The sequence below is a fragment of the Streptomyces sp. NPDC001393 genome, assembly GCF_053597455.1.
Window position 1 is genome coordinate 341900 of record NZ_JBSFIH010000001.1, and the last position, 19451, is coordinate 361350.

Consider the following 19451-nt stretch of genomic DNA (forward strand, 5'->3'; position numbering starts at 1 on the left):
GCGGTCATCCTGCCTTCTCGGTCCTGGTCACGACAATGCGGGGGTGGCGTCCCCGTGCGCCGCCGACACGGGCGAGTTACCGGAAATTCATGCCCGCTGGGAACCCCGGACATGGATCCCTACGTACTATTACCGGCCACCCTTTACCGAACACAGAGACTCGGGCCAGCGCCCTGAGGGAGTCCTATGCGTCATTTCGGGCACATCGCCCCCGAGGTGCGGCAGCGCCTCTTCCACCGGGAGCCGTGCGCGTTCAGCGCCGACTCTCCGGCCCGGCTGCTCGCCGCCGCCCTCGGCGCCACCCTGTACAGCCCGGCAACCCGGCCGCGGCTCGCCGACGACATCGTCAAGCAGGCCGGGAACGGCGTGGTCTCGATGGTGCTGTGCCTGGAGGACTCGATCGACGACGCGGACGTGGTGGCCGGCGAGGAGAACCTGGTCCGCCAGTTCGCCGACCTGGCCGCCCGGCCCGGCGTCGAGCCGCCGCTGCTGTTCGTCCGGGTACGCGCCCCCGAGCAGATACCCGACCTCGTACGGCGCCTCGGCCCGTCCGTGCGGCTGCTGTCCGGATTCGTGCTGCCGAAGTTCACCGAGGAGCGCGGCATCCCCTTCCTGGAGGCCCTGGCGGCCGCCGAGGCGGTCAGCGGCCGCCGGCTGTTCGCCATGCCCGTCCTGGAGTCCCCCGAGCTGCTCTACCGCGAGTCCCGCGTGGACACCCTGGAGGGCATCGCCCGCGCGGTCGACAAGTACCGCGACCGGGTCCTCGCCCTGCGCCTCGGCGTGACCGACTTCTGCTCCTCCTACGGCCTGCGCCGCGCCCCCGACATGACCGCCTACGACGTCCAGGTCGTCGCCTCGGTGATCGCCGACGTCGTGAACATGCTGGGCCGGGCCGACGGCACCGGGTTCACCGTGACCGGGCCCGTGTGGGAGTACTTCCGGGTCTCCGAGCGCATGTTCAAGCCGCAGCTGAGGCAGAGCCCCTTCCTGGAGGGGCAGGCCGTCGAACTGCGCGAGAGGCTGATCGAGCACGCCATGGACGGACTGCTGCGGGAGATCTCCCTCGACCAGGCCAACGGCCTGCTCGGCAAGACCTGCATCCACCCCTCCCACGTACTGCCCGTCCACGCGCTGTCCGTGGTCAGCCACGAGGAGTACAGCGACGCCCAGGACATCCTGCGGCCCGAACGCGGCGGCGGGGGTGTACTCCGGTCGGCCTACACGAACAAGATGAACGAGGTGAAGCCGCACCGCGCCTGGGCCGAGCGGACCCTGCTGCGCGCCGAGGCCTTCGGCGTGGCTCACGAGGACGTCGGCTTCGTGGAGCTGCTCGCCGCGGGAACAAGGAACGCATGAAGAACGCAGTGAACGACGGGGTCTGGTCCGGCAGCTGGGTCGCCGAGCGGCTCGGGGTCGAACTCGTGGGGGACGACGGCCCGGACGACGGCCTGCGGGGCCTGCTCGGCCTCGCCCTGCGGCGCAATCCCAAGCGGGCGCATCTGCTGGTCTCGAACGTGCTCGGCAAGCACGTTCCGCAGTCGCCGACGGCGGTCTACGGCCATGGCTTCCGGCTCGGTCGCCGGGTCGCCGAGCTGCTCTCCGCGGCCGAGGCGCGGAACGCGGTGGTCCTGGGATACGCGGAGACCGCGACCGGGCTGGGCCACGCGGTCGCCGACGGGCTCGGCACGGCGCCGTATCTGCACTCCACGCGTCGACCGGTGACCGGGGTCGCCCGGGCGGGCGGGTTCGAGGAGTCGCACTCGCATGCCACGTCGCATCTGCTGCTTCCCGAGGATCCGGAGCTGCTGTCCGGTCAGGGACCACTGGTCCTGGTCGACGACGAGTTCTCCACCGGGAACACGGTCCTGAACACCATCCGTGAGCTGCACGAACGCCATCCACGCAAGCGATATGTCGTGGTCGCTCTGGTCGACATGCGCTCGCCCGAGGACGCCGCCCGGATGGAACGATTCGCCGCCGGGATCGGCGCCCGGGTGGACTTGGTCGCCACCGCCTCCGGGACGGTACGGCTGCCGAAGGACGTGCTGGAGCAGGGGCAGCAGTTGGTCGCCGAGCATGATCAGCGGCCCGACTCGCCCGGAGCGTCGTACGGCCGTGTCACCCGCACGGACCTCCACTGGCCCCCCGGCCTCCCCGACGGCGGCCGGCACGGCTTCACCCCCGCCCACCGTGCCCGCCTCGAAGCCGCGCTCCCCGAGATGGCGGCCCGGATGGGCGACGCCCTGCCCCCCGGCGCCCGTCGCGTCCTCGTCCTCGGCTTCGAGGAGCTGATGTACGCCCCGCTGCGGCTCGCCCGGGAGCTGGAGGCGCAGGCCACGGGCGTCGAGGTGCGGTTCTCGACCACCACCCGCTCCCCCGTCCTCGCGCTGGACGACCCCGGGTACGCGATCCGTACCCGCCTGGTCTTCCCGGCCCACGACGACCCGGCCGACGGCCCCGGCGAGAGGTACGCCTACAACGTCGCGGGCGGCGGCTTCGACGCCGTCGTCGCCGTGGTCGACTCCGTCGCCGACACCCCCGCCCTGCACGCCCCCGACGGCCTCCTGGCCCGGCTCGCCGCCCATACCCCCCACGTCCTGCTCGCGGTCGTCCCGTCGTACGTCCCGCACGCTTCCGAAAGGCCGGCCATGCTGCCCGAGCCCCTCCGCGGCCCCGCATTCTCCTCGTACGCCCCGGAGGAGGTCGGCTGGCTGCTCCAGGACCTCTCCGACGTCACGCTGGAGGCGCCGACCGAGGAGCGGGAGGAGGCCATCCAGAGCGGCGGCGCGCACTACGCCGAGTCGCTGCCGGTGGAGTACCAGCCGAGCGAGCAGTACCAGGAGCTGTTCCACACGGCGCTCGACGCCTCCGCCGCCCGGATCGCGCAGGCGGTCGGCGTGGTGACCGAGGCCGTCATCGCCGAACGGTCACCGCGGCCGGTGCTGGTCTCGCTGGCCCGCGCGGGCACGCCGGTCGGCATCCTGATGCGCCGCTGGGCCCGGTTCCGCCACGGCCTCGACCTGCCGCACTACGCGGTGTCGATCGTGCGTGGTCGGGGCATTGACGCGGGCGCGCTGCGCTGGCTCGCCGCCCATCACGACCCGCAGGACGTCGTGTTCGTCGACGGCTGGACCGGCAAGGGCGCCATCACCCGCGAACTCGCCCAGGCCGTCGAGGAGTTCGAGGCGAAGGAGGGCATCACCGGCTTCGACCCGGAGATCGCCGTGCTCGCCGACCCGGGTTCCTGTGTGCGCACCTACGGCACCCGCGAGGACTTCCTCATACCCTCCGCCTGCCTCAACTCGACCGTCTCCGGCCTGATCTCCCGCACGGTGCTGCGGGCGGACCTGGTCGGTCCGGACGACTTCCACGGCGCGAAGTTCTACCGCGAACTCGCCGGCGCCGACGTCTCCGTGGCCTTCCTGGACGCCGTCTCCGCCCGCTTCCCGGAGGTCGCCGACGCCGTCGGTACCGCGGTCAAGGAGCTGATGGCCGAGGACCGCGCGCCGACCTGGGCCGGCTGGCGGGCCGTCGAGCGGATCAGCGAGGAGTACGGCATCCACGACGTCAACCTCGTCAAGCCCGGCGTCGGTGAGACCACGCGGGTGCTGCTGCGCCGGGTGCCCTGGAAGATCCTGGCCCGCGAAGGGGCCGGCGCGGATCTCGACCACGTACGCCTGCTCGCCGAACAGCGGGGCGTTCCCGTCGAGGAGGTCGGTGAACTGCCGTACACCTGCGTGGGGTTGATCCACCCCCAGTACACGCGCGGTGCGACGGGTGCCGACGGCAGGGCGGTGAACGTCTGATGCCGGTGCTGGTGGCGAGCGACCTCGACCGCACGCTGATCTACTCCTCGGCGGCCCTCGCGCTGACCATGCCGGATGCGCGGGCGCCCCGGCTGCTGTGCGTCGAGGTCCACGAGAGCCGACCGCTCTCCTACCTGACCGAGACGGCGGCCCAGCTGCTGACCGACCTCGGCGACACGGCCGTCTTCGTGCCGACGACGACCCGGACGCGCAAGCAGTACCAGCGGATCAACCTCCCCGGCCCGCCCCCGAAGTACGCGATCTGCGCCAACGGCGGCCATCTGCTGGTCGACGGGACGACGGACACCGACTGGCACGCGGGCGTGCAGGCCCGTCTCGCGGACGAGTGCGCACCGCTGGCCGAAGTGCGCGAGCACCTGCTGAGGGCGGCCGACCCCGTCTGGGTGCGCAAGCACCGCATCGCCGAGGACCTGTTCGCCTACCTCGTCGTGGAGCGCGAGCTGCTGCCCGAGGAGTGGGTGAAGGAGCTGGCGGTGTGGGCGGAGAACCGCGGCTGGACCGTCTCACTGCAGGGCCGCAAGGTCTACGCCGTCCCCAAGCCGCTCACCAAGAGCGCGGCGGTACGGGAGATCGCCCGCCGCACCGGCGCGGAGCTGACACTGGCGGCGGGTGACTCCCTGCTGGACGCCGACCTGCTCCTCGCGGCCGACCGGGGCTGGCGCCCGGGACATGGCGAACTGGCCGACACGGACTGGGCGGCGCCACAGGTCAGCGCACTGCCGGAGCGGGGGGTGCTGGCGGGGGAGAGGATCGTACGGGAGTTCCTGAAGGCGACCCGCACGGCAGCCACCCGCACGGCAGCCCCGTAGGCGGCTAGCCGCAGCAGCCCCCGCCGCAACAACCACCGCCACCGCCCGCAGCGGGCGCCGGGGCGGACGACGTCCCGGCCTTCCCGCCGACAGCCACCGTCGACAACAGCTTCACCGTGTCCTCGTGCCCCGCGGGGCAGCTCGCAGGGGCGGCGGACTCGGCCATGGGCCGACTCAGTTCGAAGGTGTCACCGCAGGTGCGGCACCGGTACTCGTAGCGAGGCATGCGCACAGATTAACGGGCGCCCTGAGGCTCGGTGCCCGGGTCGGGGTGGCGTGCCCGCCAGTACGGGTTGTCGTGCGGCAGGGTCGAGCCGACCCGGCCGTACATCCCGAAGGTCATCAGCAGCAGGCCCACGATGAAGCTGAAGAACACGTTCTGGATGTGGAACGCCAGGAAGTTGTACTTGGTGTCCAGCAGGCCGAGGTTCAGGAAGCCGTTCAGCAGGAACAGCACCCCGAACACCATGTTCAGCGTGGACGCCACGTTCCCGCCGATCACCATGCCGATCAGCAGGATCCCGCCGACGACGATGGACAGCACGCTCAGCGCGCCGTTGGTGTTCAGCCCGGCGACCGTGTGACCACCGGTGCTGAAGAAGCCGATCTGGTCGATCACACCGAGGATGCCGAAGGCGATGAGGAACAGGCCGATCAGGCCCGCTCCGATCCGGTAGATCGTGTTCAGCCGGTGGTCGACGGGCAGATGCTTGTCGAACTCGATCCGCCGCCGCGGCTTCGTGTGCACTGCGTGTGTGGCCATGTCCGCCTCCCTCGGGCGCTAGCGGAGGCCATCCGTCCATCCAATATCCGCCGACCGCGGGCCGCCCGGCAACCGACGGGACGGCAACGCGGCGAAGCTCAGTGGCCCCCGCCCCGCTCCTCGCGGATCTGGGCCACCACCCGAGCGGCGGCCAGCCGGACCGCGTCCGTCTCGGTCAGGAAGTGCCAGAAGTCAGGATGCCGGCCGCCCTCCAGCGAAGCGATCGCCCGCTCCAGCCGCCCCACCGCGTCGTCCAGCGGCCGGGCGTGCCGGGGGTCGGGGGTCGTACGGCCCGTCATGGCCAGCCGCTGGGCGTCCCGGATCGCGAACCGGGTCCGCTCGATCTCCGCCTGCGGATCCTTCTGCACCTCGTTCAGCCGCCGCAGCCGCTCACCGGCGGCCGACACGGCCTCGTCGGTGGCGTTCAGCAGGGCCCGTACCGTCGACAGCAGCGAGGTGGCGTCGGGCCAGCGCTGGGCGTCCCGGGCCGCCTGGGCCTCGCGGAGCTTGAGCTCGGCCTGCCGCACGTTCTCCGCGGCCTGCGCGGGGACCTGCTGCAGGTCCTGCCAGCAGGCGGCGGCGAACCGGCGCCGCAGCTCGCTCAGCACCGGGTCCACCTGCCCGGCCCTGGTGGTCAGCGCCTGGGCCCGGGTGCGCAGGCTGACCAGCCGGTGGTCGATCTCGGCGGCCTTCTCCGGCAGCCGCTCGGCCTCGGCCCGGATCGCCCCGGCCTCCCGCTGCACCCGCTCGGCCCGCTCCACGGTCTGCTGCACCCCGTGCTGCCCGGCACCCTGGTTCAGCTTGGTCAGCTCGGGGGAGAGGGCGGCGAGCCGCCCGGCGAGGTCATCGGCCCGCAGGCCCTTCTCCCGTACGGCGTCCAGGGCGTTGCTCGCGCCCAGCAGTGCCTGCCGGGCCCGCTCCACGGCGGGCGCCAGCCGGGCCAGCTGGGTCTCGGCCTTGCCGAGCAGCGGGCCGAGCGAGCTGCCGAAACGGTCCAGCTCCTGCTTGACCCGGACCAGCTCGTCCCTGGCGGACGTCAGCTCCGCACGCGCCCGGGAGGCCGCGGCGGCCTCCAGATCGTCCCGGTCCAGGTCATGGGCGTCGACGGCCTGGATGTAGCGCCGGCTGACCTCGTCGATCCGCTGCCCGAGCGCCGCGAAGTCGCCGGCGGCACGCCGGGCGGCCGGGGAGTCGTCCACGGCCGTGATCGTCTCGATGGATATCCGCAGGTCGCGCTGGGCGGTGTCCAGTTCGTAGAACGCGGCCGCCGCGGCGTCCTTCGCGGCCTGCGCCTCGGCCCGCTGGCTCTCCGCCCGGCCGCCGAACCAGCGCCGGGTGCCGCCGCCGGCGAACGCGGCCGGCAGGGCGAGCGCGGCCAGCACCGGCAGGCTCAGCAGGGTGAGGGTGTCGCGCAGGGCCGTGGACCCATGCCGGGCCCGTGGGGTCGACGGCGGGTACGACCGCGTCGCTGGCGTGCCCGGTGTCGCCGTCACATCCCTCTCCCGTGTTGGTCCGCCCTGGGTGGTGTCATTCTCCCACTCGTACTAGACGAACACACGGGCCGGTCAGTTCGCGGTACGGACCGTGACCTTCCCGTTCGAGGAGTGCACGGACACGGTGTGCGGGCTGTTGTCGTCCCGGGGCGCGGACACCGACACCCCTCCGTTGTCCGACTCCGCCGTCACGTGGTACGCGGCGTGCGGCAGTGCGACCGTCACCGGGCCGTTGTCGGAGGTGACGTCCACGTGGTCCGGCACGCGGCCGAGGGTGAGGTCCACCGAGCCGTTGCTGGTCTCGGCGTGCACCCGCGGTGCGGAGGCCTCCGCGCGGAGCGCGCCGTTGTCGGAGCGCAGGTCCAGCGGTCCGGTGGAGTCGGTGACGTGCACGGAGCCGTTGCTGGTGTGCAGGCGGAGCGGATCGGCGAAACCGCGCGCCTGCACGCTGCCGTTGCCGTCGTCGACCGTGACGCCGGTCCCGCGCGGCACCTCGATCCGGTACTTGGCCGAGCAGTCGGCGATGAACCCGTCGCAGTGCATGCGCAGCTTCAGCCGGTCGTCCTGGAAGGACCAGGTCACCTTGGGGTCGCCGCCCACGACGACCCTTCCCTTGAACCACCGGGTGACCTGGACCGTACCCGCCTTGCCGCTCTGTGCCGCGACGATCTCCAGTGCCGCGTCGTCGGAGTCGACGGTGAGGGTGTGGCCGTGCAGCGCGAAGGACCGGTGGTCGGGGTGCTTGTCGTCACTGGCGGAGGCGCCGCAGGCGCTCACCCCCGCGACGAGCACTGCTGTGACGGCGGCCATGGCGGCGGCGCGGACAGCAACGGAACGGGCCATGCGGAATCTCCCCCTGAACCGGTTCGCCGGGTGCGGCGGCCGGAGTGTGTCGGTGTACGACGACCGTAAGTGATCAGGCCCCGGCCGGTAATCGGGAAGGCTCCCGGACCAGGGGTGGGGTTAACCCCCGTGAACGGCCCGTGGCCCGGCGTTACGGGTTTGCGGTGTACCGGTCCGGGCAAGGTAGGCTGTCGACTCGTCCTGGGCACGAAGCCCGGGTTCCGGGTGCGTAGCTCAGGGGTAGAGCGCCTGCCTTACAAGCAGGATGTCGGCGGTTCGAAACCGTCCGCGCCCACAGTCGAGCCCCCGGCCATGCCGCCGGGGGCTCTGTCATTCCTCCTCGCCGGCCTGCTCGCTGCCCTGCTCGTGCGCGTGCTTCAGCCTGGTGCGGGCGTCCATGCGGTCCGCCGCCGGGACCTCGGCCCAGAACCGGTGGGTGCTCACGAACACCGCGAGTTCGTGCTCGCGGCGGCGCAGCTTCTCCACCTCGGCCTGCTCGTCCGCCGTCCAGCCCGGGGACGCGGGCCGCTCCACCTTCCGCCAGCCCGTGTCGTCACTGAAGCCGTCCATCGGCTCGACCGACCAGGGCAGGCGCTTGAGCAGGGCCGACAACTCGGCCCGGACCTGATGCAGCTCCTCCTGACCGGCGCGGAGGTCACTGGGGAATTCATAGGTCGTTGCCACACGGCCAATGCTACGCCTGTTCGATTTTGAGTGGCGAGTTCGTTCCTGGGGTTCGGGGGAGGTTCAGCCGAACGGGTGGCGGGCCGGCCCGCAGCGCGTGGCTCAGTGGCCGGCGGCCCGTAGTTCGCCCACCAGGCGGGCCGTCACCGGTACCGGTACGCCGTGCCGGTCCGCCGCGCGGAGCAGCGCGCCGCCGATGGCGTCGAGTTCGAGCGGGCGGCCCGCCTCGGCGTCGCGCTGCATCGACGACTTGGTGCCGGGCAGGAAGCCGTCGTACCGGGCCAGGGCCTGGGCCGGGTCGGCGGGGGCGCCGCAGGCGCTGCTGACCGCGGCGGTCTCGGCGACCAGCGACTGCAGTTCCTCGCGGTGCCGGGTGCGGGCCTCGCCGAGCGGAAGGCCGTACCGGGTGGTGAGCAGGGCGAACGGGGCGAGGAACGCCATCTTGGCCCACAGGGCCGCCGTTTCGTCCTCGACCACCCGGGCGGTGGTGCCGGCGGACGCGAGGGCGGTCGCCAACTCCTCGAGTCGGGGGCGGGGTACGGCGTCCCCGGCCAGGTCGAGCTCCGTGAACGGGCTGCCGTGTTCGATCACGCCGGGGGCGACCCGGGTGGACTCCACGCGGATCACCGCCGGGGCGACGCGGTCGGGGTGATAGCGGGCGCGGAGCCGGCCGGGGTGTTCGACGCCGTTCAGAAGCGGTACGACGAGGGCGTCGCCCAGAGCCTTGGGCGGCACCCGGGTGAGGGCCGCGTCCAGCGCGGTGTGCTTGACGGCGATCAGGCAGGCGTCCACCGGTTCGCGCAGCTCGGTGTCCGCCTCGACGGGGGCGGTGAACTCGCCGAACTGCGGGCTGCGGACCGTGATTCCGCTGCGGCGCAGGGTGCCGGCCGTGCGGTCCTGGGCCAGGCACACGACGCGGTGGCCGGAGCGGGCGAGCAGGGCGGCGAGGAGCCCGCCGGTGCCGCCGGGGCCGAGCACGGCCACGGTGATCTTCTTCGCCAAGGGGTTCGCCATGCGGCTGTTCCTTTCGACGGTCGGCCCCGGGAGTCGGTGGCCGCCTTCGCCGCGATCATCGCACCGGGACGCGGGGTGCGTGAGACTGGGGGCATGTGCCGGAGTATCAAGACCCTGCGTCCGCCCGTGCTGCCCGATGAGGCCACGGAGGAGGACATCCGCGCCGCCGCGTTGCAGTACGTGCGCAAGGTTTCGGGGTTCCGGGCCCCTGCCGCGCACAACCGCGAGGTCTTCGACCGCGCGGTGGCCGCGATCGCCGAAGCCACGGCGGAGCTGCTCGGGGGGCTGGAGGTGCGGGGGCAGTCGGTACGGCCCGATCCCGATCTGATGGGTCGTCAATAAGCCGTGCATGCAAGGAAGTTCGCCTTGGGGTTGCTCGCGGAAGGGGTTCCCTGGGTGACCGCGCGGGGGTCGGGCCGGGTGTGGATTCGGTCACGCTTTCGGGCGATGGCCAAATGTTGAACTTGCAAGCACTGATTAGGCAGCCCTAACCTGGGTCCTCCATTCGGTACCGCCGCCCCCATGACCGGCCACCTGGACGTCCCCAGCCGGTCCGACCGACACCGAAGAGGAGAACCCCCCTCATGACCGCACGTCTCAACTCCGCTCAGCCCTATGTCCTCGGGCTCTTCCGCATCGTCGTGGGCCTGCTCTTCGCCGTGCACGGCGCCGCGTCGCTCTTCGGTGTCCTCGGCGGTGCCGTCGGCACCCAGGGCGGCACGATTCCGGCCGGCACCTGGCCCGGCTGGTACGCGGCCGTGATCCAGCTGGCCGCCGGCGCCCTGGTGCTCCTCGGCCTCGGCACCCGCGGGGCCGCGCTGATCGCCTCGGGCTCCATGGCGTACGCCTACTTCGACGTGCACCAGCAGGCCGCCCTGTGGCCCATACAGAACGGCGGCGAGCTGTCGGTCCTGTTCTGCTGGTCCTTCTTCCTGCTGGTCTTCACCGGGTCCGGCGCCTTCGGCCTCGACCGGCTGTTCGTCCGCCGCACCGCCGCGGACGACCGGGCCGCCACCGGGCAGACCCCGATAGCCGCCTGACCCGGTACGGCGCCCTTCCCCCGCCACGAGGGAGGGAAGGGCGCCGTTCCGTCTCCGGTCGGCCCTGCTTACGACGTTCCGCGGAACGGCACGGTGAAGCAGGCCACCCGGGCCCCCTTGGTGCCGGGCTCGTTGTGGATCACCACCGAGCCCGCCTCACCCTTGCGGAAGGCCCAGCCGTGCTTGGCGACGGCGCTGCCCGTGCCGCGCGCACTGGACTTGAAGTCCAGCCAGATCTCGTTGTCCTTGGTGGTGTGGGCGGCGTCCGTGCCGGGCGCGTTCTGGTAGTGCATGCCGGCGGCCTTGGGGTCGGCGCCGCAGGCCTTCTGATGGACGTGGACCCCGAAGAGATGGTTGGGTTTGACGCCGGTCACCCGCAGCTCGACGCTCGTGGCACCGTTCGCCCTGGTGATCTGGCGGACCGTGATCCGGGCGCCCGCCGGGACGAGGTCCCGGTCGTACGCCATTGCCTTCGACGGGGTGGACGCGGACGGCGCGGAGAACACGCCCGAGGTCTCCAGCCAGGAGCCATGGGCGGTGCTTGCGCTCCCGGTCGCGAACAGGGCTGCGGCGAGGGTGCCCGCATATATGGCTGCCACCATGATGTGCACCTTTTTCTGCGCTTACGCGCCGTTTCGTTCGGATGTGTGCCTGAAGTTCGGGACAGGCCTGTCTCCATTGCTACGGACGCGGAAGGGCTCCGCCGCACAGCGTGCGCTGTTCGGGTGAGCGGGCTGCGCCGGGAGCCCGTCACACCCGCCTGAGTCCTCGTTCGCCCCCGAGGCCCCTTCTGTCACACCCCGGGCGTACGCTGTATGGCTGTCAACGGGGGAGCAACGGGAGTCGTGGTGTTCGAGGATGTGGGGTCACTGGCCGCCGGACCGTGGATCTATGCCGCGGTGGCCGTGTCCGTTCTGCTTGACGTGTTCGTGCCAGTGCTGCCGAGCGGCGTGCTCGTCATCACGGCGGGCACGGCAGCGGCGGCGGGGTCCGGCGCGGCGGCCGGCCGCGTCCCGCACGACGTGCCGGACCTCCTGGCCCTGATCCTCTCCGCGGCGACCGCCTCGGTCCTCGGCGATCTGGTGGCGTACCGCCTGGCCTGGCGGGGCGGTGCGCGGCTGGACCGGGCGATCGCCCGCTCCCGGCGGCTGACCACCGCGCAGGAACGTCTCGGCGATGCCCTGGCCCGGGGCGGCGGCGCGCTGGTCGTGCTCGCCCGGTTCGCCCCGGCGGGCCGCTCGGTCGTGTCCTTCTGCGCCGGCGCCGCCCACCGCCGGGCCCGCGACTTCGTTCCCTGGTCCGCCCTGGCCGGCCTCACCTGGGCCGCCTACAGCGTCGCCCTCGGCTACTACGGCGCCCAGTGGCTCGGCGCGACCTGGCTGGCCACGGCCGTCTCGTTCACGGCCCTTTTCGCCGCGGGCGCCGCGGCGGGCTACCTCATGCGCCGCCGGGCGGCGTAGGCCCAGGCGCCTCCGCCGCCCTGCCCACGCCGTTTCCCGCGCAACCTTCACATCCCTTACGATGGGCGGCGCAGAAGGGGAGTAGCTCTTCGCCGGACCGTCGACATACTGCTCAGCCAGCCTGAGCCGGCGCCCGGAGGTGGGCCCTCGGGTTTTCGGGGACCGCCAGCGAGACCTTCGGCAAGCAGTGCACGTCCGTGTCCCGGTGGCGCGGACGCCGAGTGTGCTGCCGTGCCGAGGTGTCATCGCGTGACGTACCGCACTCTCGGTGGGGCAGCCCCGACCGATTGAGGACCCTTGATCAGCATCACCGTGACGGCGCTCGTCTTCGGCGTCATCTTCCTCGCCGAACTGCCGGACAAGACCGCGCTCGCCGGCCTCGTCCTCGGCACCCGCTACCGCGCGAGCTACGTCTTCGCGGGCGTCGCCGCCGCCTTCCTGCTGCACGTCGTGCTGGCCGTCGCGGCCGGCAGTGTGCTGACCCTGCTGCCCCAGCAGATCGTGCACGCCCTCACCGGCGTCCTCTTCCTCGGCGGTGCCGCGATGCTCCTGCTGAAGAAGGACGAGGACGAGGAGGAGATCAAGAAGCCCGCCGACCAGTCCTTCTGGAGGGTCGCGGGGACGGGCTTCATGCTGATCCTCGTCGCCGAGTTCGGCGATCTCACCCAGATCATGACCGCCAACCTCGCCGCCCGCTACGACGACCCGGTCTCCGTCGGCCTCGGCGCCGTGCTCGGGCTGTGGGCCGTCGCCGGACTCGGCATCGTCGGCGGAAAGGCCCTGATGAAGAGGGTGCCGCTGCGGCTGATCACGCAGATCGCGGCCCTGCTGATGCTCGCGCTCGGTGCGTGGAGCCTGTACGAGGCCGTGGCCGGCTGAGCTGAACGATGGGTGAACCTTCGCCCGGGGTGGTGGCGGGATCCGCCCCGGGTTTTGTACCGTGGAGAAACAAAGTGGCTCCCGCCCGTTTTCCCTGACCGGCGGGCGGGGCCGCCTTGTTCCTCCCCGGAGGGCTTTCCTCAGGGGACCTTCCTTCCCGGAGCCTCCTGGAGCTGCCGATGACGGCCACCACCGCGCCCACCGTCCTCACCGCCCGCGCCCTCCTGCTCGACATGGACGGCACCCTCGTCAACTCGGACGCCGTCGTCGAGCGCATCTGGCGCCGCTGGGCCGAACGGCACGGGCTGGACGGCGACGAGGTGATGAAGGTCGTCCACGGCCGCCAGGGGCACGCCTCCATGGCCGTACTGCTGCCCGACCGGCCCATGGAGCAGAACCTCGCCGACAACGCGCGCATGCTGGCCGAGGAGACCGCCGACACGGACGGTGTGGTCGAGATCCCCGGCGCCTCGGCCTTCCTCGCCTCCCTGCGCGGTCTTCCGCACGCGCTGGTGACCTCCGCCGACGTGCCGCTGTCCACCGCGCGCATGAACGCCGCCGGGCTACCGCTGCCGGAGGTCCGCGTCACCGCCGAGTCGGTGGGCGCGAGCAAGCCCGATCCCGAGGGGTTTCTGAAGGGCGCCGCCGAACTCGGCGTGGATCCGGCGGACTGTGTCGTCTTCGAGGACTCCGGCGCGGGGATCGCGGCGGGGCGCTCCGCGGGAATGACGGTGGTGGGGGTCGGGCCGCGTGCGGGTCTGCACGGCCCCGACGTGACCGTGCCCGACCTGACGTGCGTGCGGGTCGAGGCGACGGGTGACGGATCGATCCGGCTGCACGTCGGCTGACGCGGGGCTGGGGCTGTACGTCGACCGGCGTGGGGCGGTGACTGTACGTCGGCTGACGCGAGGCTGCGGTGTGTACGTCGACCGGCGCGGAGCTGTGGCCGCACGTCGATGACGGTCGTCGTGGCTGCCCGCCGAGGTGGGTGCTGTCGCGGGGGAGCGGGGGGGATTCGCCCCCGCCGCCCCCACTCCCGCCAGGGCGGCGCTGCCCCCTGGACCCCTGAGTCTGGACCCCCGAGTCGCCGCCCGCACTCACGGCTCGGCCGTCTCCGCCTCCAGGCTCTTCCTCGTCGCCGGCCCGTACACCCCCAGGGCGTCGCCCTGGATGCCCCGGGCCAGTTGGTAGGTGCGTACGGCGTCCTCGACCGGGCGGGTGAAGACGCCGTCGATCTGGTCGCCGTAGAGGTTCAACTGCCGCAGCCGCTCCTGGAGTTCGGTCACCTGCGGACCCCGGTCGCCGCGTCGCAGCACCGGAGTGACGGCCTGCGTGGCCCGCGGGGCGGCGAAGGTCGCCGTAGAGGCGGTGGGGGAGGCCGGGCGGGACGGCGTGGCGGACAGGGTCGGGGCGGGGGACGTGGGCGGCGTGGCCGACGGGCTCGGGCGGCTCGCCGGAACGGGGGGCGAGGGCAGGGGCGAGCGGGGCGGGGTGGGGGAGGATGCCGGTGCCGTCGGGCCGGGTGTGCTCACCACCGGGACGCTCGGTCTGACCTCCTGGGCCGCCCGGTCCCGGGAGGGCATGTGATACGAGAGCAGCCCGCTCGCGAACCCGGCCGCCCCCACGGTCGCCAGGCCGGCGGCCACGACGGACAACAGGAGGGCGCGGCGGCTGCTCGGCTGTTTCGGCCGTGGGGGGTCGCCATTCGGGTGCGGCGCCGCTGGGGCCGGTCGGGCCCGCGCGGCCGTTGCCGCATGTCGAACCCGGCCCCGCAGCCCTGCGGGGCGCTGTAACGGCAGCGTCGTCTCGGCCGGCTCGACCCGCACATACGGTCGTATCCGCAGCGGATCGAAGTCCTCCGCCGCTGCCGCCTCGGCCGTGCGGGTCTCGTGCAGGGCCTCGGCCGCGCGCTCGGTGCAGTCGCAGGACGGGCTCAGGTCCGGGCCTCTCGGCGCCCCGCACTCCGGGCAGCCGCGGCCCTCGGGTCCATCGGATTCACTCACGTGTTCGCCCTCCCCTCACGAACTACAGACCCTATGCGCATCTTCTTCGCATCCGCCGCCGGAAACGCGGGACTCAACAGGCCATAAACGGTGACACCGACCACGATGGTAGAAGTGCATCCGAGCTCCGGGAGGTCTCCATGGCCCTGGACACGCACGGCACTCACAAGGAGATCAAGGCCGCCGAGCACGTCTCCGGCAACGTGTTCGTCTCGATCGGCGCCCTGCTCCTCGGGCTGCTGCTCGCCGCGCTCGACCAGACGATCGTGTCGACCGCGCTGCCCACCATCGTCAGCGATCTCGGGGGTCTCGAGCACCTGTCGTGGGTGGTCACCGCCTACTTGCTGGCCTCGACCGCCGCGACCCCGCTGTGGGGCAAGCTCGGCGACCAGTACGGCCGCAAGCGGCTCTTCCAGACCGCCATCGTCATCTTCCTCGTCGGCTCCGCGCTGTGCGGCATGGCGCAGAACATGCCCCAGCTGATCGGTTTCCGCGCGCTGCAGGGCCTGGGCGGCGGCGGACTGATGGTGCTGTCCATGGCGATCGTCGGCGACATCGTGCCGCCCCGTGAACGCGGGCGTTACCAGGGGTTGTTCGGGGCCGTGTTCGGGGCGACCAGCGTGCTGGGCCCGCTGCTCGGCGGGGTGTTCACCGAGCAGCTGAGCTGGCGCTGGGTGTTCTACGTCAACCTGCCCGTCGGTGTCGTCGCGCTCGCCGTGATCGCCACCGCCCTGCAGATCCCGCGCCGCACCGCCCACCACGTCATCGACTACCTGGGCACGGTCCTCATCGCCTCCGTCGCCACCTGCCTGGTCCTCGTCGCCTCCCTCGGCGGTACGACCTGGTCCTGGGGGTCGACGCCGATCGTCGGGCTCGCCGGGCTGGGCGTGCTGCTGGCCGTGGCGTTCGTGGCCGTCGAGCGCCGGGCGGCCGAACCGGTGCTGCCGCTGAAGCTGTTCGGCATCCGCACCTTCACCCTCGCCGCCGTCATCAGCTTCATCGTCGGCTTCGCCATGTTCGGGGCGATGACCTATCTGCCGACCTTCCTCCAGGTCGTGCACGGCATCTCGCCGACCCTGTCCGGCGTGCACATGCTGCCCATGGTCGTCGGTCTGCTGCTGTCGTCCACGATCTCCGGGCAGATCGTCAGCCGCACCGGCCGCTGGAAGGTCTTCCCGCTCACCGGCACCGCCGTCACCACCATCGGCCTGCTCCTGCTGCACCGGCTCGACGAGCACAGCTCCACCGCAGTGATGAGCGCCTACTTCTTCGTCTTCGGCCTCGGGCTCGGCCTGGTCATGCAGGTGCTCGTCCTCATCGTGCAGAACGCCGTGTCGTACGAGGACCTGGGCGTCGCCACCTCCGGCGCGACCTTCTTCCGCTCCATCGGCGCCTCCTTCGGTGTGGCGATCTTCGGCACGGTCTTCGCGAGCCGCCTCGGCGACAAGCTCGCCGCCGCCTTCCGGGGCGTGAGCCTGCCGCCGGGCATGTCCGCGAACGCCCTCAAGTCCGACCCGCGCGGCATCGCCGGCCTGCCGCCCGCCCTGCGCCCTGCGGCCCTGCACGCATACGCGTCCGCCATCACCGACGTCTTCCTCTACGCCGCCCCCGTCGCCCTCCTCGGCTTCGCGCTGGCCTGGTTCCTGAAGGAGGACCGGCTGCGCGGCTCGGTCACCGCGCCGGACGCCTCCGAGACCATCCCGCCCAACCCGGTCGAGAGGTCCTCCTACGACGAGTGCAGCCGGGCCCTGTCCCTGCTCGGCACCCGCGAGGGCCGCCGCGAGGTCTACCGGACGATCACCGAACGCGCCGGGTACGACCTGCTGCCCGCCGCCAGCTGGATGCTGCTGCGCATCCGCAAGTACGGCTCCGTCGAGCCGGGCGTGCTCGCCGAGCGCAGCCCCGTCCCGCTCGAGGCCGTCCTCGCCGCCGCCCGCCAGGTCGAGGAGCGGCGTCTGGCCGAACGCCGGGGCCTGGACCTGTACTTGACCCCCTCCGGCCGCGAGGTCGCCGAACACCTCGCCAAGGCTCGAGAGGAGTCCCTCGCCGAACTCCTCGGCGACTGGTGGAAGCCCGGCCGTTCCACCGACCTGACCCAGCTCGTCAGGGAACTCACCGGCCAACTGTGCGGAAGCGAGCGCGAACGGCCCCACAGCGCGGCGGACGCCAAGGTCAGATGACCGCCAGCTCCTTGCGGAACCAGTGCTCGGCGTAGACGTCGTCGTTGTGCGGACCGGTCTCCGTGTAGCCGAGGCGGGCGTACAGGGCGCGGGCCTCCACCAGGTCGCTGCGGGTGTCCAGGACCAGCCGCTGGGCGCCCAGGCGGCGGGCGGCCTCCTCGGCGGCGGCCACCAGTCGTGGGGCCCCGCCCCTGCCCCGCAGGTGCTCGTACACGAACACCCGGGTCAGTTCCGCCGTGTCCGGCTCCAGCAGCCGTACCCCCGCCGAGCCGGCCGGCACGCCGTCGTACCGGCCGATGAGCAACTGCCCGGTGGGAGGCGCCAGTTCGGATCCGGTGGCGGCCGCGATCTCCCGCTCCAACTCGTCGGGGTCGGTACGACGGCCCTCGTGGAGCAGATACCAGCGGTCGCTGACCTCCGTGTAGTACGCGCGCCACAGCGCGGCGGCGACCGGGGAGTCGTACGGTTCCGGGGCGATCGTCCACGTCATGCCGGCCATTGTCGGCGGCCGTCCCCGCAAGGCCGAGCGAATTTCCGCAGACTGTCTGCCGTGAACCGCACCGACCGCCTCTACGCCCTCGTCGAGGAGCTGCGCGCCGCCGCTCCCCGGCCCCGCAGCGCCCGTGCGCTCGCCCGGCGCTTCGAGGTCAGCGTCCGCACCGTCGAGCGGGACCTGGCCGCGTTGCAGCAGTCCGGGGTGCCCATCCACGCCGAGCCGGGCCGCAGCGGCGGGTACGTGCTCGACAAGGAGCGGACGCTGCCGCCGCTGACCATCACCCCGGCCGAGGCGACCGCCCTCGCCGTCGCCCTGCACGCCCTGGCCGGGACGCCGTTCGCGGCGGACGCGCGCAGCGCGCTGCACAAGGTGCTGGCCGTGATGCCGGCACGGGAGCGCAGGGCCGCGGCCGAGCTGACCGAGCGGGTACGGCTGCTCGTGCCGGCCGCCCGCCCGGAGCGGCCCGCCGGTCCCGTGGTGCCCGGACCGCTGCGGGAGGCGCTGACCGCGGGCCGGGTGCTGCGGCTGGACTACGCCGACGCCGCAGGCCGGGTCACCGTGCGGGACGTGGAACCGCTCGGCTTCCTCGGCGGGGAGGAGTACTGGTATCTGGCGGGGTGGTGCCGGCTGCGCGACGCCCCGCGCGGCTTCCGGCTGGACCGGGTCCGCGCGGCCACGGCCCTGGACGAGCGGGCCCCGCACCGAGCCGTCGACCTCGCCGCCCTCGACACGCTCGGCTCCGACGTCGTACCGCTCGACGCGGCGACGGTGGTCTGACGGATGTGACGGCAATCACCGACAGGGGGGTGTCGCGGGGGAGGCGGAGGCTGATGCCCATGACGACGACACGGCATGCAACGACACCGCAGAGCACGACACAGCCGAGCACGACTGAGCAGACAACCGTCCTCACCCCTGCGGCCGGTACCGCCCTCTGCGACCGCTGGACCGCGCTGTGGAACGGCGACTTCGGCGACCCGGAGGCCTTCCTCGCACCCGGCTTCCGCATCCGCTTCGCGAACGACCCCGACAGGGGTGCCGTCACCGACGAGGTGTCCGGCCCCGCCGGGATGGTCGGCCTGGTCTCCGCCTTCCGCGAGGAGAAGCCCGGACTGCGCTTCACCGTCGACGGCTCGCCGACGGTGGACGGCGAGCAGGGCCGGGTCGCCTGCTGCTGGTACGTGACCCTGGCCGACGGCGCCCAGAAGAGCGGGATCGATCTGCTGGAGGTGGTGGACGGGCGCATCTCGGCCGTGTGGTCGGTGACCGGACTGCGCCGCTTCGCGGACTGACCACCGTTTGTCGCCTCCCCTTCCGGGTCACCCGGAGGGGGAGCCGGCCAGTGGGGCCGGTCCGATCGGAAGTCGGAAGTCAGCCATGTCCACCGGCATGATCGTGTTGACCGTGGTCGTGGCGGTCGCGATCATCGCCGCCGCCACCGCTCCGATCCTGCGCGGGCGCGGACCGTACGGCGGGCCCCGCCTGAAGCGGCGCTTCGGCCCCGAGTACGAGCGGACCGTCGCCCTGCACGACGGGGACACCAGGGCCGCCGAACGGGAGCTGGCCGAGCGCATCGAGCGCTACGGTGACCTGCGGGAACGGCCGCTGGACCCGGTCGGGCGGGAGCACTACGCGGCCCGCTGGACGGCCGTACAGGAACATTTCGTGCGGTCGCCGCGGCAGGCGGTGGCCGAGGCCGACCGGCTGCTCGCGGAGCTCGCGGCCGCGCGCGGCTACCCGGACGGCGGGCGCTACGACGAGCAGTTCGCGGCGCTGTCCGTGCACCACGCCGACCATGTCGACGGCTACCGGCAGGTCCACCGGGCGGCCCGTGCCGGGGCGCGCGACGCGCTGACCGAGGCCGGCTCCGGGACCGAGGAGATGCGTACGGCGCTCGTCGGCGCCCGCGCCCTCTTCGACGACCTGACCCACCCCTCCCGGAACAAGGGGAGTTGAGCAT

Annotated in this window: 21 protein-coding genes and 1 tRNA gene; 13 read left to right on the forward strand and 9 right to left on the reverse strand. The window is 72.5% G+C overall.

The features are described 5' to 3' along the window. Positions 1–186 precede the first annotated feature (186 nt). The 3 genes from ACWC2T_RS01505 to ACWC2T_RS01515 are packed head-to-tail and all read left to right on the forward strand — an operon-like array spanning position 187 to position 4636. A complete protein-coding gene (locus ACWC2T_RS01505) occupies positions 187–1356 on the forward strand; it encodes an HpcH/HpaI aldolase/citrate lyase family protein (RefSeq protein WP_450668429.1) in 1170 nt (389 codons plus the stop codon). After that, positions 1353–3806, forward strand: coding sequence for a phosphoribosyltransferase (locus ACWC2T_RS01510; protein WP_450668430.1), 2454 nt, complete (start codon positions 1353–1355; stop codon positions 3804–3806). The genes ACWC2T_RS01505 and ACWC2T_RS01510 overlap by 4 nt, the downstream gene beginning before the upstream one ends. Further along, positions 3806–4636 (forward strand): HAD family hydrolase, encoded by an 831-nt coding sequence (locus ACWC2T_RS01515; protein ID WP_450668431.1) that lies wholly within the window; start codon positions 3806–3808, stop codon positions 4634–4636. The genes ACWC2T_RS01510 and ACWC2T_RS01515 overlap by 1 nt, the downstream gene beginning before the upstream one ends. Positions 4637–4640: 4 nt before the next feature. Here the strand turns inward: ACWC2T_RS01515 and ACWC2T_RS01520 are convergent, their stop codons facing one another. The 4 genes from ACWC2T_RS01520 to ACWC2T_RS01535 all read right to left on the reverse strand — a co-directional run bounded on the left by ACWC2T_RS01520 (position 4641) and on the right by ACWC2T_RS01535 (position 7735). Continuing rightward, positions 4641–4862 carry an FmdB family zinc ribbon protein gene (locus ACWC2T_RS01520; RefSeq protein WP_450668432.1) on the reverse strand — a complete coding sequence of 74 codons (222 nt, stop codon included), beginning with the start codon at positions 4860–4862 and terminating at the stop codon, positions 4641–4643. A gap of 9 nt (positions 4863–4871) precedes the next feature. After that, on the reverse strand, positions 4872–5399 hold the full coding sequence (locus ACWC2T_RS01525) for a DUF4383 domain-containing protein (protein ID WP_450668433.1): 528 nt from the start codon (positions 5397–5399) through the stop codon (positions 4872–4874). Positions 5400–5497: 98 nt separating this feature from the next. Next, on the reverse strand, positions 5498–6892 hold the full coding sequence (locus tag ACWC2T_RS01530; protein ID WP_450668434.1) for a hypothetical protein: 1395 nt from the start codon (positions 6890–6892) through the stop codon (positions 5498–5500). 72 nt (positions 6893–6964) lie between these two features. Then, the gene (locus tag ACWC2T_RS01535) at positions 6965–7735 is read right to left on the reverse strand and encodes a DUF4097 family beta strand repeat-containing protein (RefSeq protein WP_450668435.1); all 771 of its coding nucleotides are present in this window, start codon (positions 7733–7735) and stop codon (positions 6965–6967) included. Between the two features lie 223 nt (positions 7736–7958). On the opposite strand from ACWC2T_RS01535, the gene ACWC2T_RS01540 reads away from it, so the two are divergent. Continuing rightward, positions 7959–8030 (forward strand) — tRNA-Val (locus tag ACWC2T_RS01540). Between the two features lie 35 nt (positions 8031–8065). Here the strand turns inward: ACWC2T_RS01540 and ACWC2T_RS01545 are convergent. Continuing rightward, the gene (locus ACWC2T_RS01545) at positions 8066–8419 is read right to left on the reverse strand and encodes a hypothetical protein (protein ID WP_450668436.1); all 354 of its coding nucleotides are present in this window, start codon (positions 8417–8419) and stop codon (positions 8066–8068) included. Between the two features lie 102 nt (positions 8420–8521). After that, positions 8522–9433: a ketopantoate reductase family protein gene (locus tag ACWC2T_RS01550; RefSeq protein ID WP_450668437.1), complete on the reverse strand. Its 912-nt coding sequence runs from the start codon at positions 9431–9433 to the stop codon at positions 8522–8524. A gap of 93 nt (positions 9434–9526) precedes the next feature. Here ACWC2T_RS01550 and ACWC2T_RS01555 point away from each other — a divergent pair, with 93 nt between their 5' ends. Both ACWC2T_RS01555 and ACWC2T_RS01560 read left to right on the forward strand, forming a co-directional pair. After that, positions 9527–9775 carry a DUF2277 domain-containing protein gene (locus ACWC2T_RS01555; protein ID WP_450668438.1) on the forward strand — a complete coding sequence of 83 codons (249 nt, stop codon included), beginning with the start codon at positions 9527–9529 and terminating at the stop codon, positions 9773–9775. A gap of 242 nt (positions 9776–10017) precedes the next feature. Beyond that, on the forward strand, positions 10018–10473 hold the full coding sequence (locus ACWC2T_RS01560; protein WP_450668439.1) for a DoxX family protein: 456 nt from the start codon (positions 10018–10020) through the stop codon (positions 10471–10473). A gap of 68 nt (positions 10474–10541) precedes the next feature. Here ACWC2T_RS01560 and ACWC2T_RS01565 read toward each other — a convergent pair whose 3' ends face one another. After that, complete coding sequence (locus ACWC2T_RS01565; RefSeq protein WP_450668440.1) at positions 10542–11075, reverse strand: superoxide dismutase family protein; 534 nt, start codon at positions 11073–11075, stop codon at positions 10542–10544. A gap of 246 nt (positions 11076–11321) precedes the next feature. Here ACWC2T_RS01565 and ACWC2T_RS01570 point away from each other — a divergent pair, with 246 nt between their 5' ends. The 3 genes from ACWC2T_RS01570 to ACWC2T_RS01580 all read left to right on the forward strand — a co-directional run bounded on the left by ACWC2T_RS01570 (position 11322) and on the right by ACWC2T_RS01580 (position 13660). Further along, positions 11322–11933 (forward strand): DedA family protein, encoded by a 612-nt coding sequence (locus tag ACWC2T_RS01570; protein WP_450668705.1) that lies wholly within the window; start codon positions 11322–11324, stop codon positions 11931–11933. Between the two features lie 297 nt (positions 11934–12230). After that, positions 12231–12812, forward strand: a complete 582-nt coding sequence (locus ACWC2T_RS01575) for a TMEM165/GDT1 family protein (protein ID WP_450668441.1) — start codon at positions 12231–12233, stop codon at positions 12810–12812. A 179-nt stretch (positions 12813–12991) separates the two neighbouring features. After that, positions 12992–13660: an HAD family hydrolase gene (locus ACWC2T_RS01580; RefSeq protein ID WP_450668442.1), complete on the forward strand. Its 669-nt coding sequence runs from the start codon at positions 12992–12994 to the stop codon at positions 13658–13660. A 249-nt stretch (positions 13661–13909) separates the two neighbouring features. Here the strand turns inward: ACWC2T_RS01580 and ACWC2T_RS01585 are convergent, their stop codons facing one another. Then, positions 13910–14815, reverse strand: a complete 906-nt coding sequence (locus ACWC2T_RS01585) for a peptidoglycan-binding protein (protein ID WP_450668443.1) — start codon at positions 14813–14815, stop codon at positions 13910–13912. A 140-nt stretch (positions 14816–14955) separates the two neighbouring features. Here ACWC2T_RS01585 and ACWC2T_RS01590 point away from each other — a divergent pair, with 140 nt between their 5' ends. Beyond that, positions 14956–16995 (forward strand): DHA2 family efflux MFS transporter permease subunit, encoded by a 2040-nt coding sequence (locus tag ACWC2T_RS01590; RefSeq protein WP_450668444.1) that lies wholly within the window; start codon positions 14956–14958, stop codon positions 16993–16995. On the opposite strand, the gene ACWC2T_RS01595 is transcribed toward ACWC2T_RS01590, so the two are convergent. Then, the gene (locus tag ACWC2T_RS01595) at positions 16988–17494 is read right to left on the reverse strand and encodes a GNAT family N-acetyltransferase (protein WP_450668445.1); all 507 of its coding nucleotides are present in this window, start codon (positions 17492–17494) and stop codon (positions 16988–16990) included. The genes ACWC2T_RS01590 and ACWC2T_RS01595 overlap by 8 nt on opposite strands. Before the next feature lie 51 nt (positions 17495–17545). Between ACWC2T_RS01595 and ACWC2T_RS01600 the strand changes: the two genes are divergently transcribed. From ACWC2T_RS01600 to ACWC2T_RS01610, 3 genes are all read left to right on the forward strand, one after another. Further along, positions 17546–18268 (forward strand): helix-turn-helix transcriptional regulator, encoded by a 723-nt coding sequence (locus ACWC2T_RS01600; protein WP_450668446.1) that lies wholly within the window; start codon positions 17546–17548, stop codon positions 18266–18268. 59 nt (positions 18269–18327) lie between these two features. Further along, positions 18328–18783 (forward strand): nuclear transport factor 2 family protein, encoded by a 456-nt coding sequence (locus ACWC2T_RS01605; protein ID WP_450668447.1) that lies wholly within the window; start codon positions 18328–18330, stop codon positions 18781–18783. An 85-nt stretch (positions 18784–18868) separates the two neighbouring features. Further along, positions 18869–19447 carry a hypothetical protein gene (locus ACWC2T_RS01610; RefSeq protein ID WP_450668448.1) on the forward strand — a complete coding sequence of 193 codons (579 nt, stop codon included), beginning with the start codon at positions 18869–18871 and terminating at the stop codon, positions 19445–19447. The last annotated feature ends 4 nt before the right edge of the window (positions 19448–19451 follow it).

What these genes read in the sequence shown, in the direction of transcription:
- ACWC2T_RS01505 (WP_450668429.1), top strand. Translation starts at nt 187, where the DNA reads ATGCGTCATTTCGGGCACATCGCCCCCGAGGTGCGGCAGCGCCTCTTC.
- ACWC2T_RS01510 (WP_450668430.1), top strand. Translation starts at nt 1,353, where the DNA reads ATGAAGAACGCAGTGAACGACGGGGTCTGGTCCGGCAGCTGGGTCGCC.
- ACWC2T_RS01515 (WP_450668431.1), top strand. Translation starts at nt 3,806, where the DNA reads ATGCCGGTGCTGGTGGCGAGCGACCTCGACCGCACGCTGATCTACTCC.
- ACWC2T_RS01520 (WP_450668432.1), bottom strand. Translation starts at nt 4,862, where the DNA reads ATGCCTCGCTACGAGTACCGGTGCCGCACCTGCGGTGACACCTTCGAA.
- ACWC2T_RS01525 (WP_450668433.1), bottom strand. Translation starts at nt 5,399, where the DNA reads ATGGCCACACACGCAGTGCACACGAAGCCGCGGCGGCGGATCGAGTTC.
- ACWC2T_RS01535 (WP_450668435.1), bottom strand. Translation starts at nt 7,735, where the DNA reads ATGGCCCGTTCCGTTGCTGTCCGCGCCGCCGCCATGGCCGCCGTCACA.
- ACWC2T_RS01550 (WP_450668437.1), bottom strand. Translation starts at nt 9,433, where the DNA reads ATGGCGAACCCCTTGGCGAAGAAGATCACCGTGGCCGTGCTCGGCCCC.
- ACWC2T_RS01555 (WP_450668438.1), top strand. Translation starts at nt 9,527, where the DNA reads ATGTGCCGGAGTATCAAGACCCTGCGTCCGCCCGTGCTGCCCGATGAG.
- ACWC2T_RS01560 (WP_450668439.1), top strand. Translation starts at nt 10,018, where the DNA reads ATGACCGCACGTCTCAACTCCGCTCAGCCCTATGTCCTCGGGCTCTTC.
- ACWC2T_RS01565 (WP_450668440.1), bottom strand. Translation starts at nt 11,075, where the DNA reads ATGGTGGCAGCCATATATGCGGGCACCCTCGCCGCAGCCCTGTTCGCG.
- ACWC2T_RS01580 (WP_450668442.1), top strand. Translation starts at nt 12,992, where the DNA reads ATGACGGCCACCACCGCGCCCACCGTCCTCACCGCCCGCGCCCTCCTG.
- ACWC2T_RS01590 (WP_450668444.1), top strand. Translation starts at nt 14,956, where the DNA reads ATGGCCCTGGACACGCACGGCACTCACAAGGAGATCAAGGCCGCCGAG.
- ACWC2T_RS01595 (WP_450668445.1), bottom strand. Translation starts at nt 17,494, where the DNA reads ATGGCCGGCATGACGTGGACGATCGCCCCGGAACCGTACGACTCCCCG.
- ACWC2T_RS01605 (WP_450668447.1), top strand. Translation starts at nt 18,328, where the DNA reads ATGACGACGACACGGCATGCAACGACACCGCAGAGCACGACACAGCCG.
- ACWC2T_RS01610 (WP_450668448.1), top strand. Translation starts at nt 18,869, where the DNA reads ATGTCCACCGGCATGATCGTGTTGACCGTGGTCGTGGCGGTCGCGATC.